Here is a 14744-nt window from a genome sequence, read left to right as displayed (position 1 = left end):
GAACAAGCAGCGAGTCACGGGAATGAAACGCGGCGTTACGTTCTGGCAACGAACCGGCCAGCGCTCACGTGGATGCAACCAAGTGGCGCCGGGCCGCGAGCACTACGGCATCGGTCAACGCCCCGAGTACCCCGTGCAGCCGACGCACGTAATGCCATGTCAGAGGAATATCGTACGGCGTATTTTGGACCAGTTCACGCAAACGACCGTCGGCAAGCGCATCACGCACCAGCACTTCGGGATTCAATGCCCAGCCAACGCCCGCCAGCGTGGCTTCGACGAACGCCTGTGTCGAAGGAAGTCGGTGACCGATCCCCGGCTCCACCGCGGCGACATAGCGCTCGGCCCAGCGCGCCTGAAGCCGATCGAACGTGTTGAATGACAGCGCGGGCGCGGCGCGCAGTTCATCGGCCGTCACGCCAGCAGTAAAATGGCGTGCGACGAATCCCGGTGTCGCCGTGGCACGGTAGCGCAGGCTGCCCAGCGGTTGTCGATCGCAACCCGCGACCGCCCCGGTCTCGCCCGCTACGGCCGCCATGACTTCGCCCCGGCGCAACCAGTCGGCGCTGTGGTCTTCGTTGTCGATCACCACGTCGACCCGCATCGCGCGCAGTCCGGCCAGCGCATCGACGAACCAGGTTGCCAGGCTGTCCGCGTTGACCGCGATACGCACCACCGGCAGTGCTTCGTCGGTGTCGAGCACGCCCAAACCGCCGAGTACGTCCCGTTCGGCCAGCGCCACGGCTTCGGCATGACGCGCGAGGCGCTCGCCGTGCGGCGTGGCGATACAGGGCGTGCCTCGCGCAACGAGCACGAGCCCCAGCTGATCCTCAAGCCGCGCGATGCGCTGTGACACGGCAGAGGGGGTGACATGCAACGCCCGCGCCGCGCGTTCGAACGAGCCGTGTTGCAGAACCGCGACAAACGCCGCGAGCTGTGCCGAATCCAGTCGCATTAATTTTTCTTAATCTGGGCTAGCAATTTTAGCTTTGCTGCTGGCGCGCGATAACGCAAGCTGCGCCCCGGTTCATTATTCGGTTCCCGCCATGCCCTTCGGTGCCGGTTTTGCTCTTGGCCTTGGCCTGATTGTCGCCATAGGCGCTCAAAATGCATTCGTGCTGCGTCAGGGCCTCGCCAACCGACATGTGTTCGCGGTATGCCTGTGTTGCGCGCTGTCCGACGTCGTGTTGATTACCGCCGGCGTGACCGGGATCGGCGCCCTGACCCGCGTGCATCCGCACTGGATCAGCGCGCTTCGCTACGCCGGCTCGGCGTTTCTCGCCGCCTATGCGATCGCCAGCCTGGGTCGTGCGATACGCGGCAGTCAGGGATTGCAACCCGACCAGGGAAACGGCGCCACGCTGGCCCGCACGCTGTCGGTCACGCTCGCCCTCACCTGGCTCAATCCGCACGTCTATCTCGATACGCTGGTGTTGCTCGGCACCGTGGCCGCCACCTACGGCGAACAACGATTACTGTTTGGTGCCGGCGCGATCTGTGCCTCGTTCGTCTTTTTTTTCAGTCTGGGGTATGGCGCGCGCTACTTGCGCGGCCTGTTCGCACGACCAGCCACCTGGCGGCTCGTCGACAGCGGCATCGGCGTGTTGATGGCGACGCTCGCCGTTCGTCTGTTGCTTGAGACATAGCGGCTCGCCTGCCCTGGCCTCGTGCTCGCCATTGGACGATCGTGCCGAGCCAGCGCGCCTCGCGAGGCTTGGCGGCTATCGACGTACCGAATCAAGGCCCCGGTGGCGCTGCGATTTTGCTGCCCCCGCACAGCCCCGGATCGTCCTGCCCCTGTGCAGCGTGCCTCGGGCGGCTATACTGCCCCGATTTGATTTCGGCCACGGGGGACCCGAACGATGTCGACCCGCTCGGTAGACAGCCCCTACATGCAGTTTTCCCGCGAGCAATGGGCCGCGTTGCGAGAAGCGACGCCCATGACGCTCACGCCGGACGAGATTCGCACCCTCAAGGGCATCAACGAAGCGTTGTCGCTGGAAGAAGTCCGGGAGATCTACCTCCCGCTGGCACGCTTGCTGAATCTGTATGTGGATGCCAATCAGCATCGCAGCGCCACGCTCGATCGTTTCCTCGGCAACCGCGATCGTCGCCCGCCGTTCGTGATCGGCATCGCCGGCAGCGTGGCCGTCGGCAAGTCGACCACGGCGCGTGTATTGCAGGCCCTGCTCAACCGCTGGCCGCAGCAGCGCAACGTGGCGCTGGTGACCACCGACGGTTTTCTGTACCCGAACGCCACGCTCGAAGCGCGCGATCTGATGAGCCGGAAAGGCTTTCCGGTCTCGTTCGATATCAATCGCTTGATCGAATTCGTCTCCGAGCTGAAGGCCGGCCGACCGCAACTCGAGGTGCCGCTGTATTCGCACTTGGTCTACGACGTGCTTCAGGATCGCTCACAGATCGTCGACCAGCCCGACATTCTCGTGCTCGAAGGGCTGAACGTACTGCAAAGCGGCATGGACTACCCGCAGAACACGCATCATGTGTTTGTGTCCGACTTCATCGATTTTTCGATTTATGTCGATGCGCCGATCGAGCAACTCAACCAGTGGTTCATCCGCCGCTTCATGACGCTGCGCGACAGTGTGTTCTCCGACCCGAACTCGTACTTTCACAAATACGCCGATCTTTCCGATGACGAAGCGGTGGCCACCGCCGACCGTATTTGGCGCGAGATCAACGAGGTCAACCTGCGCCAGAACATTCTGCCGACCCGAGAGCGCGCCAGCCTGATCCTGTCCAAGGGCCCCGAGCACGCCGTCGACAGCATCAGCCTGCGCAAGTAGTCGCCAGCCGCGCATCGCGCGCTACCATGGCGATCATCGAATTTCGCGCGGCGCGCCGACGCGTGCCGGCCCACCCGAATGCTGCCCATGAGCGAAGATATCGAACGCGACGTCATGGCCTACGACGTACTGATCGTCGGCGCCGGCCCCGCCGGGCTGGCCGCGGCCATGCGCATCAAGCAGAACGCCCCCGAGACCGAGGTCTGCGTGCTGGAGAAAGCCGCCGAGGTGGGCGGCCACAGCCTGGCGGGCGCCGTCATCGAAACCGGCCCACTGGATGAACTCGTACCCGACTGGCGCGATGATCCGCCCGCGATCTGCGTCGATGCCGCCGAGGACGAGTTCTGGTTGCTGCACGAGCATGGCGGCAGCCGCCTGCCGACCCCGCCCCAGCAGAACAACCACGGCAATGTGATCGTATCGCTGGCGAACATGATGGCCTGGCTGGCGCCGAAGGCCGAAGCGCTCGGCGTGGAAATCTATCCTGGCTTTGCCGCCGCCGAAGCGTTGTTCGACGATGAAGGCGCGGTCAAGGGCGTACGCACGCCCGACATGGGGCTTGATCGGGCCGGCCAGCCCAAGGACAGCTATACCCCCGGCATCGAGATCCATGCGCCGATCACGCTGTTCGCCGAAGGCTGTCGCGGCCATTGCACCAAACAACTCATCGAGCGCTTCGAGCTGGACGCCCATGCCGACCCGCAGACCTACGGCATCGGGCTCAAGGAGCTGTGGAAAGTCCCCGAAGGGCAATGCCAGCCGGGCCTGATCCAGCACACCATCGGCTGGCCGCTAGACGACGACACCTACGGCGGCGGTTTTCTCTATCACCTCGACAATAACCAGATCGCCATCGGCTTCGTGGTCGGGCTCGATTACGCCGACCCGCGGCTGCGCCCGTTCGAGGTGTTTCAGCAGTTCAAGCACCATCCCCGTATCAAGCCAATGCTCGAAGGCGGCGAGATCGTCTCGGCCGGCGCACGCGCGCTGGTCGAGGGCGGCTGGCAATCGCTACCCCGCGTGGAGATGCCGGGCGCCCTCTTGATTGGCGATGCTGCCGGCACGCTCAACGTGCCCAAGATCAAGGGCATCCATACCGCCATGCAGGCCGGTATCATCGCCGCCGATCATGTGGCCGCCCATCAGGCCGCCGACGGCTTCGACGCTGCTCTGCGCGCCTCGAACGTCGGTGCCGAATTGAAAAAGGTCCGCAACATTCGCCCGGGCTTCAATAAGGGCAAGTGGCTCGGACTCGCCAACGCGGTCTGGGAAACCGCCACGCGCGGTGCCTCGCCCTGGACGCTGCACAACCACGCCGACTGGCGCGCGACCCGGCGCCTCGACGAACTGAACGGCCCGCCCCCTGAACAGGCCGAGGACTACGTCAAACGCGATCTGCCGCCACGCGATCGGCTGGCGTCAGTTTATTACGCCCAAACCGAGCACGACGAGGATCAACCGGTACATCTGCAGGTGCTGGATACGAACATCTGCATCGAGCGCTGTACCCATGAATACGGCAATCCCTGCACCCGCTTCTGCCCCGCCAGCGTTTATGAAATAGTCGAGAACGCCAACGGCGAGGCCGAACTCAAGATCAACGCGGCCAATTGCGTGCACTGCAAGACCTGCGACATCAAGGACCCATACCAGATCATTAACTGGGTTGCGCCGGAAGGCGGATCGGGGCCGAACTACTACAACCTGTAGACGGTTCGAAATCCGCACGGCCGGCCGATCACCCGGATTGCAAACGCCTCGAACGATCAAGGCCGACGCCGGGTCAACGTCCCGCTCAGAACCCATGTCCGCACGCGATTCATGCCTCAATATCGCGTCGTTCCTGCCGTAATAATCCCGCATGGATTGCCCCTTTTCCTGGGGCATCATTGGCCTATCGGGCAGGCGCGACGCATGAGATACAACACCCCCGTCACTAACAACGAATATGTGCTGGGCGAACACCAGTATCTGATCTCACAGACCGATCTGGACAGCCATATCGTCTTTGCCAATCCGGCGTTCATCGAAGCCAGCGGCTTCGCCTGGGATGAGCTGGTGGGCGCACCGCACAATCTGATCCGACATCCGGATATGCCGCCGGAAGCGTTCGCCGATTTCTGGGCCACGATTCGCGCCGGTAAAACCTGGACCGGCATCGTGAAAAATCGCCGCAAGAACGGCGATTTCTATTGGGTTCATGCCACCGTCATGCCGATTGTCCAGAACGGGCAGGCGTCGGGTTATGCCTCGGTACGGCGGGGCGTCACGGCCGAGGAAAAAGCAACCGCCACCCGCGTTTATGCGCGGCTGCGCGCGGGTAAAAAAGCACGTGCCCATCTGGTTAACGGCGTCATCCACGAACATGCCCTGGGTAAGCGGCTTGTCCGTCTCGGCAACCCGTCGTTGCGCTGGCGTTTGGGGCTCATGACGGCCCTCGGCGTTGCGGGTATCGTGACAACCGGCATTCTGGGGCGTGTCGAGGCCGGTCATCCTTATGTACTTGCGTCGGCCGCCGGCGTGTTCAGCATCGCACTCATCGGGTGGGGCATAACGTTGAATCGCCGTATCGTCCGGCCCCTGAACTCGGCGCTGACGATGAGTCGCCAGATCGCGGCAGGCAACCTCACCGCCGAAATCGCAGCCCAGCGTAACGACGACATCGGCCGCCTGCTGGCTTCGCTCAACGTCATGCGGTATAGCTTGATCAATGTCGTGGGCGACGTAAAACAAGGCATCGATGTGGTCGCGCCCGCGGCGACCGAGATGGCAGCGGGCAACGACAACCTGGCGCAACGCACGGCAGCCCAGGCCGCGGCACTCGAACAGACATCGAGCAGCATGGAGCAGCTCACAGCCACCGTCGCGCAGGGCGCCGACAGCGCAAGCTCGGCTTCTGAGCTCGCAGAACAGGCCGCGATCACCGCCACGCGCGGCGGCGACCAGATCGGCAAAGTAGTCGACACGATGCGCCAGATCAGCGATTCGTCCGAGCAGATCCATACCATCGTTGACGTGATCGACAACATCGCCTTCCAGACCAACCTGCTGGCTCTAAACGCCGCGGTCGAGGCCGCCCGCGCCGGTGAACACGGCCGCGGCTTTGCCGTCGTCGCCAACGAAATCCGCGCGCTGGCTGAACGCACGAAGCATTCGGCAGGAGAAATTACGACGCTGATTCAGGCCTCGAGCGAACGCGTCGATGCCGGCAGCACCGAGGTCGATCAGACCCGCCAGACCATGAGCGATGTCGTGACCGCGATTCAGCAAGTCAACCAACTCATGCAGCAAATCGCCATGGCCGCCACCGAACAGCGCACGGGCATCGAGCAAGTCGGCGAAGCCATGACCAGCATGGATAAAATGACGCAGCAGAATGCCGCGCTGGTGGAAAAATCATCCGCATCCGCGCAGGCGTTGAGCGCGCAATCGCAAGGACTCGAGCGCAGTATTTCGATCTTTCGCGTCAAAAACGAAAAACTGACGGTGTCGAAAGTTCGGCTTCACAATCCAAGTGGCGCCGACTCCCGGCCGTCGAGCCGAGTGGCCACCCACCGTTCGGCGCGCGCGGGTGTAGGGCGTGTTGAGGTTTCGTGCGAGTCCGCGCCAAGCGCTGTTTTGCGGCAAGACGAGGCGTAGCGAACGTGGCGTAGTGGACCTACGCGAGAGAGCTATAACGCTGGATTGCCGCAAAACAGTGCTTGTCCCGAAGGGTTGGGCCGCAAATCGCGCCCGGCGGCGTTGCGAGTCTGGGTCGTGGCTCGCCACGACGCGGCGACTCGCGCCTTGCCGGTCACGATTTGCGGACGCCAACGCGGCGCGCGCACCAAACCTCAACACGCCCTAGCAGCGACGGCGACCTGACAGCGCAAGGGCCACGGGCACGCATCGCTGCGATCGAGCGAGCGATGCATGCTCCCGAGCCACCCAGCCAAATACGCCTGCTCCTGCAACCTGCGGCGCTCCGGCGACAAACCTGCGCGGAGCCCCGCGCGTACAGCGGGCAAGCCCTGCCTCGACATCACCCAATTGCGGCAAAGCTCCCTAGGTGTCCAGTCCCGCCAATAACTGGTTTGGCGGATAAAAGAATGGCTGGGGGTCCCGCGCCCACTCGGCGCTGATAAACTCGGCCGGGGTTTTCCCTTTCAAGGTTTTGAGTTTTTTGGCGTAATTATAGGCCGCCAGAAACGTCTGTAAGTGGCTCTGCAGTTGTTCGAGATCAGCATAGTGATAGCGTTTGATGGTGGCGGCCTTGAGCGTCTGATTCATGCGCTCGACCTGGCCGTTGGTCCACGGATGATTTGGTCGGGTCAGCCGGTGCTCGATGCCATGCGCCACACAGCGCTGATCGAAGCGTGATCGACGATTCAGCGGCTTGTTCGGATCGCGATAACGCGCCGAGTCGGTGAATTGAATGCCGTTGTCCGTTAACACCGTATGGATGCGATACGGCAATACATCGATCACATGCTCCAGAAAAGCGGCGGCTGTCCGGCGATTGGGCTGGGACTCAAGGCGCGCGACGACGAACTTCGACGTGCGATCGATGGCCCCAAACAGATGATGCCGGCCTTGTTCGGGGCGGACCTCGGCAATGTCAATGTGCACAGAGCCGATGCAGACTGGAACGGCGTAGATGCGGAATGCTGTCTTGCAGGGCGTACAGACAATCGTCCAGCGGCAGTTGGGTGTGTCGACGAAAGATCAGGCAGGCGGCTTCTTCCTCGCGCGACAACGAGGTCGAGCGGGGCTGCTTCGGCCCCATCGGGCGATCCTCGACCTGCGCCCTGTGGCGCCATTTCAGCACGGTTTTCACGTTGATGCCGTATTGCCGTGCGAGCTGCGAGGCCGAAGCTGTCGATCGCTGTATTGCTGCTCGCGTGGCGTACGTGGTCGTGGCGCGTCCGTAAAGTATTTGGCCCATAAGATCGCTTTGAACTCCGGCGTTAAACTTGAACCACTATACAGCGGGACCAAACACCCCTAGCCGGGTACACGCTCAGACCAGCGCAGACCCCGCCCGTCCTATTAGAATAGGCTCTTAGAAGATCGGAGACCGGCTTGTATTATCGGACTTTTAGTCCAAAAGATGCCGTTTATGCTCTTCAAATTCTTTTTTATCGATCTCGCCCCGGGCGAAGCGCTCTTTCAGAATATCAAGGGCTGTCGGCCTACCGGTCGGCGGGGCGTTCGTGGCGTGGTGATGATCCTCCTGCCTGGCCAGCCATCGGACCGCGACCACGATAAACGCGATAACCGCTGCAAAGACGAGCAGCATCATCACCATGCCGAAAATCGAACCGACCCAGCTGCCGCCCCACATCATCCCGGGCCCATACAGGCCACCCGAGCCATATTGTGCCCAGGCCGGCGTCGCCGCGACCGAAGTGCCGAGAAACGCCAAAACGCCAGCCCATTTACCGTCCATCACGATGAATTCTCCTCGGAAAAGATCGACATGGCGGTATTCGATCATGTCGCGCTGCATCGTGCCTTGATTCATATCAACAGCCGGACCGTTGCCTGTCTCCGCCCCACCACGGACACAAACTGCCTACCGCCCAGGCCAGACAAACGCGCCATAGCAGATTCGCATCGATTACATGCATCCCTCTCATCGCTGGGGACGGAATTTGATTCTCATCAACGGCAACGGCCAACGGGGCGTCTATACATAGTCTCTCGGCTCCTGCATCGAGCGATCGATGAAACGGGTCGGTTCTTCTATTTTCGTTCAGATCGTTTCGGTGACGGCCCAAGTCATGAATCAGACAATCAAACATCCTCGCCTACAGCCTCCAATGGCAGACGGTCCAGTTTCCGAACAAGAGAGGGCTCGAAATGCCGGCGTGACGGCTCACCGGCCGGCCGTTGAGGGAACGGTCGATGGCGGCCCGGATGGACGCGAGGCGTACACGATGAGCGCAGAACCAACCGATTCCCCGGAACCGCCAACCGATACCACCGAATGGGTCTGCCCCATGCATCCGGACGTCGTCCGGACCGAGCCCGGCGAATGCCCCAAATGCGGCATGGCGCTGGAACCACGGGAGGTCAGCGCCGAGCCCGAAAACAATCCGGAACTTGCGGATATGACCCGGCGGTTCTGGGTGGGTCTGATACTGACGGTGCCGCTGGTCGTCATCGCCATGGGTGACTACATCCCCGGTGTGTCGATCGAAGCGATGATCCCACGCGCCGTGGGGGTATGGATCGAGTGGCTGCTCGCCACGCCCGTAGTGCTATGGTGCGGCTGGCCGTTCTTCGTCCGGGCCTGGCGTTCATTGCACGGCTGGAACCTGAACATGTTCACGCTGATCGGCCTGGGCGTCGCGGTATCGTATATCTATAGCTGCGTGGCGACGCTGTTCCCGCAGATTTTTCCGGCATCCTTCCGTGACGCGACCGGCAATGTGGCCGTGTATTTCGAGGCCGGCGCGGTGATCGTGACTTTGGTACTGGTTGGCCAAGTCATGGAACTGCGTGCGCGTAGCCAAACCAATGCCGCCATCAAGGCCTTGCTAGGGCTGGCGCCGAAAACCGCGCGCCGGATCGCGGCCGACGGCACGGAGGACGACGTGCCGCTGGAGCAGGTCCGGATCGGCGACCGCCTGCGGGTGCGTCCGGGCGAGAAAGTACCCGTGGACGGGGCAGTCGTCGACGGCCAATCGTCGGTGGACGAGTCCATGATCACCGGCGAACCCATGCCCGTGGAAAAACACGCCGGCGAGCCGGTTACCGGGGCGACCATCAACGGCACCGGTTCCTTGGTGATCGAGGCAAGGCGCGTGGGCCGCGACACCCTGCTGGCCCAGATCGTGCAGATGGTCAGTCAGGCGAGCCGCAGCCGTGCGCCGATCCAGAACCTGGTGGACGTGGTCGCGGCCTACTTCGTGCCGACCGTCATCGTCAGTGCCATCGTTACCTTCATCGTCTGGGCGATTATCGGCCCCGAACCCGCCATGGCCTACGCGATCATCAACGCCGTGGCGGTCCTGATCATTGCCTGCCCCTGCGCTCTGGGGCTCGCCACGCCCATGTCCATCATGGTCGCCAGTGGCAAAGGCGCCTCGACGGGGGTGCTGTTCAAGAATGCCGAGGCAATACAGACGCTGCGTCGCGTCGATACGTTGGTGGTGGACAAGACCGGCACGCTCACCGAGGGTCGCCCCCGGCTTCAGGACGTGGTCGCCACGGCCGATTTCGACGACAACGAGGTCCTGCGCCTGGCGGCCACCCTGGAACGCGGCAGCGAACATCCGCTCGCGACGGCCATCGTCCAGGGGGCCGAAGAACGCGGCATTCAACCCGGACAGTACACCGATTTCGAATCTGTCACCGGTCAAGGCGTGAAAGGCCGTATCGACGAGCGCGCGGTGGCGCTGGGCAATCCAGCCTTGATGGATACGCTCGGCGTGCAGGCGGCCGCCCTTACGCAACGCGCGGAAGCACTGCGAGCCGAGGGCAAGACGGCGATGTTCCTGGCTGTCGATGGCCAGCCGGCCGGCCTGGTCGCGGTTGCGGATCCGATCAAGCCAAGCACGCCGGAGGCCATCCGCGCTTTGCACGAGGAAGGTATTCGGGTGGTCATGCTCACCGGGGACAGCCAGACCACGGCTCGGGCAGTCGCTCGATCGCTGGATATCGATGAGGTGATCGCCGGCGTGCTGCCCGATCAGAAGGCCGAAAGCATCAAGACGCTGCAGGCCGAAGGCCGCTTCGTGGCCATGGCGGGCGACGGGATTAACGACGCGCCGGCGTTGGCCCAGGCCCAGGTGGGCATCGCCATGGGTACGGGCACCGATGTTGCCATGGAAAGCGCCGGGGTGACGCTGGTCAAGGGCGATCTGCGCGGCATCGTGCGTGCACTGAAGCTCAGTCGGGCGACGATGCGCAACATCAAGCAGAACCTGTTCTTCGCGTTTGCCTATAACGCGATCGGCGTGCCGGTGGCCGCCGGCGTGCTGTACCCCTTTATCGGCCTGCTGCTGTCGCCCGCCATCGCCGCGGCCGCGATGTCGCTGAGCTCGGTCTCGGTGGTCGGCAATGCACTGCGGCTGCGCCGCACGGCCGTCTGACTCGACATGTCGCGATTACAAGAAACAGAAAGAGCCACAAAGACCGCGGCAAAACATCGAGCAATGTAAGAGCCTCAAACCGCTGGCGGCGCGCCACTGCATTAGCCAGAAGACCGTCGCCAACGGGAAGCGACGATCTTCCGCGTCTGATCTGAAGGTTGCAGTTCGCGGGCCCGACTCGACCACACTTTCGGTGCAAAGACGAGGCGATAATCATGGCCTACCAGCGGTATACGCTATTGCCGTTAGAGCGCCACTGAAAAACCCGGCAAACCTCGGGACAGTCAGCGAGAGTAAGTGCTAGGTGTGACCTCTCAGTAGATTGTTCATCCGAGCCGCAAGCCTTGAAGCTGATGGGTGCTGAAATCCGTCAGACGTAAGGAGCGACCCGGATGAACACACAAGAATGCGCGACTCACCGTTCACAGTCGACAGGTGCGGGTCCATCGTGTGATCGAACAAGGGCTCAGACCGGTCGATGTCGCCCAGGCCATGGCGGTCAGTCCCCGCACGGTCTACAAGTGGCTGGCGCGCTATCGTCGCGAAGGCTGGGCGGGGTTGTGGGATCGAAGCTGCCGGCCGCACCGATGCCCGCATCGGACCTCAGGCGCGCAGCAAGCGCGCATCCGCCGTCTCCGTCGCCAGCGACGTATTTATTCGGCGATCACGCGTCAGACCGGCGTGCCGCGCGCGACGGTCGCGCGCGTGCTCCAGCGGGCCAGCCTGAATCGATTGTCGGCGCTGGAACCCTCGCCGCCCGTCCGACGCTACGAACACGACGCCCCCGGCGATCTGTTGCACCTGGACATCAAGAAAGTGACTCGTTTTGCGCGTCCCGGTCATCGCGTGGCGGGCGACCGGCGCGGCAAGTCGCGGGGAGCCGGGTGGGACTACCTCCATATGGCCATCGATGATCACAGCCGGGTGGGCCATGCCACCATCTGGCCGGATGAGACCGGCGCCCGTGCGGTTCGGGCGCTGATCGCCGCGCTTCGTTACTCCCGCCGCTTGGGCGTCCCGTTCAAGGCCGTACTCACCGACAATGGGGCGTGCTATCAATCCCCGCGCTTTGCCACCGCCTGTCGTCGCCTCGGGCTTCAACACAAGCGCACGCGGCCGTACCGGCCGCGGACCAACGGCAAGGCCGAGCGCTGGATTCAGACGGCGCTACACGAATGGGCGGATGACCCTGTCTATCAAAACGCCGATGAGCGCGCTGACTATCTGCCGTACTGGCTGCATGACTACAACTGGCATCGACCTCACGCCAGCCTGAACCATCGACCACCGATCAGCCGGCTGCGGCTCAACGTGAACAATGTGGTGGGTTTACACAGCTAGGCGCCGAGCCGATGCGCAGCCCGGACGCCGAGCAACTGTGGCTGTTTTCGTATTCGCAGACGACCGATTTTGTGCCCGCCGATCCCCCTGCGCCGGATTCGCGCGCTGGCCGATGCGGCCCCGGACTCGATGGAGGGCACGCTGGCGGCCAGCTGTTCGCATACGGGCCGACCGGGCATTGCCCCGGAACGCCTGATCCGGGCGCTGTTGCTCGAGGTCCTGTACTCGATCGGTTCCGAGCGTCAGCTCATTGAGCAGCTGCGCTAAGAATATGCTGTTTCGATGGTTCGTCGGCCTCTCATTGTACGACGCGGTCTGGGATGCCACGAAGTTCACCAAGAACCGGCAGCGGTTTATTGATGGCGCGGTGACCGGTCGTCTGCTGGAGGCAGTCGTCGATCAAGCCCGTCAGCGCCAGCTGTTGTCCGAACAGCATTTCTTTGTAGACGGCACGCTGATCGACGCCTGGGCGTCGATGGGCAGCTATCGTCGCAAGGACGATGACGATGAGCCGCCGAAGGGCCCGCCCGACTTCAAGGGCAAAACCCGGCGCGCGGACACCCACGAATGCAAAACCGATCCCGACGCCTGGTTGTACAAGAACGCCGCGATTTGAACCCGATGGACCCACAAATCGGACAAAAAACAATCACAAGCCTAGTCGAAACGAGCGGCCAGCAAGGTCCACATCATAATTTCGGCGCTATCTCAGCAATGCCGTAGCAGTTGCCTTTCACAAGCTCGCGACGCAATTGTTGATGAAGCCAACTCGACCGAGAAAGCCATTAGTCCTCGGTGAGGTTTTCATGCACATCTTACGTGTCGGAGTGACGTTCAACTTTATCAGCCGGCATCTCTACACCATCCGAGCCAAGCTCAGCGTCCTTTGACCAATGTGCAAGTCCACAGCGTGCATGACTCGAACGATCAAGAAGACGACCGTTTAACGTTTCGATTATAACGATCACGCCCAACGGCAATGCTATTTCGCCAACGCCCATAACATCGGCCGGAGACTAAAGACGCCCAAAACTTTCGCATCCCACGAGTTTGTCTGCAACAAATGGACTTTGGCGCTTCCAACGACTCAAGGCGAAACCAACCCAGCAAACGCCCGGACAAAGCACCTAATTCACCGTGAATCACCTCGTAGGTTTAATGTAATGAGCACGTTGACCTCTTGCATTTCCACCGAGCCACGAATAACCTTCTTCGCATGCTTCGTGCTGTAGCAATCGCCCTGCTCTTATTTCAATCGCTGGTCACGCAGGCCGGTGCGCACGAGCTGTCTTGTCTAAGCGCCACTAGTCACGCAACACCTAGTGCCGAGACCAGCGAACATGCGCGTGAATCGCAGCCCGACGTACCGCCCCGACACCAAAGATGTTGCTGCGATGTGGTAGGTAGCTGCTCTTCCGGCGCGCTCGCAAGTGATTCCGCCACATCTCTGGCATCCAATCCGCGCCCTGCCTACCCATTCGCGGCCGTAACATCGCGAGCCCAGGTCGGTTTCATTCGACTGCCCTACCGCCCTCCGTCTTTCGCCATTTAGCTGATGCGCTATGACGTCCGCAGAGGCGTCCCAACCCAGTTAAATGCTTGCTGATTGTTGATAACGTCGATGAATCGGTTTTTTGAACTGATTGTGTTGATTATTACCGGTACCGTAACCCGGACCAAGCGACAGTCACGAGTCATCACGCGAGAGGCCGATGCCATGATGGCTTTCTTCCCTGTACTGCGCAGCGAACTTTGTTTACCGCCCTTCCGCACGTTCGTTCGAGGCTTCTACCGAGTGCGTTTGTCGCACTTGCTTAGCCGCGGCGTGACGAAGGCGCGTATTTCTTTGTAGACGCTAGCCCCTCTGGTCGATACGGACACCGGCTAGATCGCACGGCGCACTTGCGTAACTCGGTGGCTCGGCAGGCCGTCCCAGGGCAGCCGCGCTCAAACGAGATGTGGATTACCGGTGTTCGCCCGGGCCGTCCCTTCCCATGGGCCCGGGTGCAAGCGGCAAGGTCCCTCGACATCCTTGCCGCGATTCGGCCCATGGGCGCCCGACGTTATCCCCCTTACGTAGCGCCCGTGGGTCGTCTTTTAACTTCAAGCGCGAAGGCCGGAAATGAATAGAATCAAAGAGTTAAGGTCAGGCTGCTTGCGACACTGCCTCAGCCACGCCGCCTCACTAATTTGACCACCTCGGCGCGGTAAAGCGTGCTGTAAGGAGCTGAATTTGAAAGATTACACATGCAACGACCAGCGACGTCGTATTCTTCAAGCCATGGCGGCTGGAGGAATGCTCGCCGGCCTCGATATGTTCCTCCCCGGCGTTTCCCGCGCCGATGTACGACGCCGAGCCAGTGAATCCGCGCGTATCAAGGGCGGAATATCCCGCTCGATTACACGTGACTTTCATATCCGATCGGAGCGCATCGAGATTGCCGGGGGCGAGGCTAGAGCTATATGCAAGTCTGGTGTATGGAGACTTGATCAAGCGGCGCTCCGGCGGTCCTGGGAA

9 protein-coding genes and 3 pseudogenes are annotated in these 14744 nt (G+C 62.0%); 9 read left to right on the top strand and 3 right to left on the bottom strand.

What is annotated here, in order from left to right:
- Positions 1-64 precede the first annotated feature (64 nt).
- Positions 65-955, bottom strand: a complete 891-nt coding sequence (locus tag C41B8_RS17375) for a LysR family transcriptional regulator ArgP (protein ID WP_037341146.1) — start codon at positions 953-955, stop codon at positions 65-67.
- Positions 956-1046: 91 nt separating this feature from the next.
- Here C41B8_RS17375 and C41B8_RS17370 point away from each other — a divergent pair, with 91 nt between their 5' ends.
- The 4 genes from C41B8_RS17370 (at position 1047) to C41B8_RS17355 (ending at position 6446) form a co-directional block, all read left to right on the top strand.
- Positions 1047-1646 carry a LysE/ArgO family amino acid transporter gene (locus C41B8_RS17370; protein WP_037341179.1) on the top strand — a complete coding sequence of 200 codons (600 nt, stop codon included), beginning with the start codon at positions 1047-1049 and terminating at the stop codon, positions 1644-1646.
- A 216-nt stretch (positions 1647-1862) separates the two neighbouring features.
- Positions 1863-2807 carry a type I pantothenate kinase gene (gene coaA / locus C41B8_RS17365; RefSeq protein WP_037341144.1) on the top strand — a complete coding sequence of 315 codons (945 nt, stop codon included), beginning with the start codon at positions 1863-1865 and terminating at the stop codon, positions 2805-2807.
- Positions 2808-2885: 78 nt separating this feature from the next.
- Positions 2886-4517: an electron transfer flavoprotein-ubiquinone oxidoreductase gene (locus C41B8_RS17360; RefSeq protein WP_037341141.1), complete on the top strand. Its 1632-nt coding sequence runs from the start codon at positions 2886-2888 to the stop codon at positions 4515-4517.
- A 204-nt stretch (positions 4518-4721) separates the two neighbouring features.
- Complete coding sequence (locus C41B8_RS17355; protein WP_051883731.1) at positions 4722-6446, top strand: methyl-accepting chemotaxis protein; 1725 nt, start codon at positions 4722-4724, stop codon at positions 6444-6446.
- A gap of 405 nt (positions 6447-6851) precedes the next feature.
- Here C41B8_RS17355 and C41B8_RS17350 read toward each other — a convergent pair.
- Both C41B8_RS17350 and C41B8_RS20740 read right to left on the bottom strand, forming a co-directional pair.
- Positions 6852-7731: pseudogene (locus C41B8_RS17350) on the bottom strand (integrase core domain-containing protein).
- Positions 7732-7884: 153 nt separating this feature from the next.
- Entirely contained in the window at positions 7885-8310 is a 426-nt protein-coding gene (locus C41B8_RS20740) for an SHOCT domain-containing protein (protein WP_051883730.1), read from the bottom strand.
- A gap of 415 nt (positions 8311-8725) precedes the next feature.
- On the opposite strand from C41B8_RS20740, the gene C41B8_RS17340 reads away from it, so the two are divergent.
- The 5 genes and pseudogenes from C41B8_RS17340 to C41B8_RS20950 all read left to right on the top strand — a co-directional run.
- On the top strand, positions 8726-10885 hold the full coding sequence (locus C41B8_RS17340) for a copper-transporting P-type ATPase (RefSeq protein ID WP_415752842.1): 2160 nt from the start codon (positions 8726-8728) through the stop codon (positions 10883-10885).
- A 399-nt stretch (positions 10886-11284) separates the two neighbouring features.
- Positions 11285-12226: pseudogene (locus C41B8_RS17335) on the top strand (IS481 family transposase); the annotation flags it as partial.
- Positions 12227-12295: 69 nt separating this feature from the next.
- Positions 12296-12493, top strand: a complete 198-nt coding sequence (locus C41B8_RS20955) for an IS5 family transposase (RefSeq protein ID WP_051883728.1) — start codon at positions 12296-12298, stop codon at positions 12491-12493.
- A 4-nt stretch (positions 12494-12497) separates the two neighbouring features.
- Complete coding sequence (locus tag C41B8_RS19865) at positions 12498-12842, top strand: IS5 family transposase (RefSeq protein ID WP_051883727.1); 345 nt, start codon at positions 12498-12500, stop codon at positions 12840-12842.
- 1617 nt (positions 12843-14459) lie between these two features.
- Positions 14460-14744, top strand: a pseudogene (locus tag C41B8_RS20950) (hypothetical protein); the annotation flags it as partial.

This window comes from Salinisphaera hydrothermalis C41B8, assembly GCF_000732535.1.
Classification (GTDB): domain Bacteria; phylum Pseudomonadota; class Gammaproteobacteria; order Nevskiales; family Salinisphaeraceae; genus Salinisphaera; species Salinisphaera hydrothermalis.
This window is presented reverse-complemented; position numbering and strand designations above follow the sequence as displayed.

Excerpts from the sequence above, each read along its gene's own strand:
- C41B8_RS17375 (WP_037341146.1), bottom strand. The coding sequence starts at position 955 with ATGCGACTGGATTCGGCACAGCTCGCGGCGTTTGTCGCGGTTCTGCAA.
- C41B8_RS17370 (WP_037341179.1), top strand. The coding sequence starts at position 1,047 with ATGCCCTTCGGTGCCGGTTTTGCTCTTGGCCTTGGCCTGATTGTCGCC.
- coaA (WP_037341144.1), top strand. The coding sequence starts at position 1,863 with ATGTCGACCCGCTCGGTAGACAGCCCCTACATGCAGTTTTCCCGCGAG.
- C41B8_RS17360 (WP_037341141.1), top strand. The coding sequence starts at position 2,886 with ATGCTGCCCATGAGCGAAGATATCGAACGCGACGTCATGGCCTACGAC.
- C41B8_RS17355 (WP_051883731.1), top strand. The coding sequence starts at position 4,722 with ATGAGATACAACACCCCCGTCACTAACAACGAATATGTGCTGGGCGAA.
- C41B8_RS20740 (WP_051883730.1), bottom strand. The coding sequence starts at position 8,310 with ATGAATCAAGGCACGATGCAGCGCGACATGATCGAATACCGCCATGTC.
- C41B8_RS17340 (WP_415752842.1), top strand. The coding sequence starts at position 8,726 with ATGAGCGCAGAACCAACCGATTCCCCGGAACCGCCAACCGATACCACC.
- C41B8_RS19865 (WP_051883727.1), top strand. The coding sequence starts at position 12,498 with ATGCTGTTTCGATGGTTCGTCGGCCTCTCATTGTACGACGCGGTCTGG.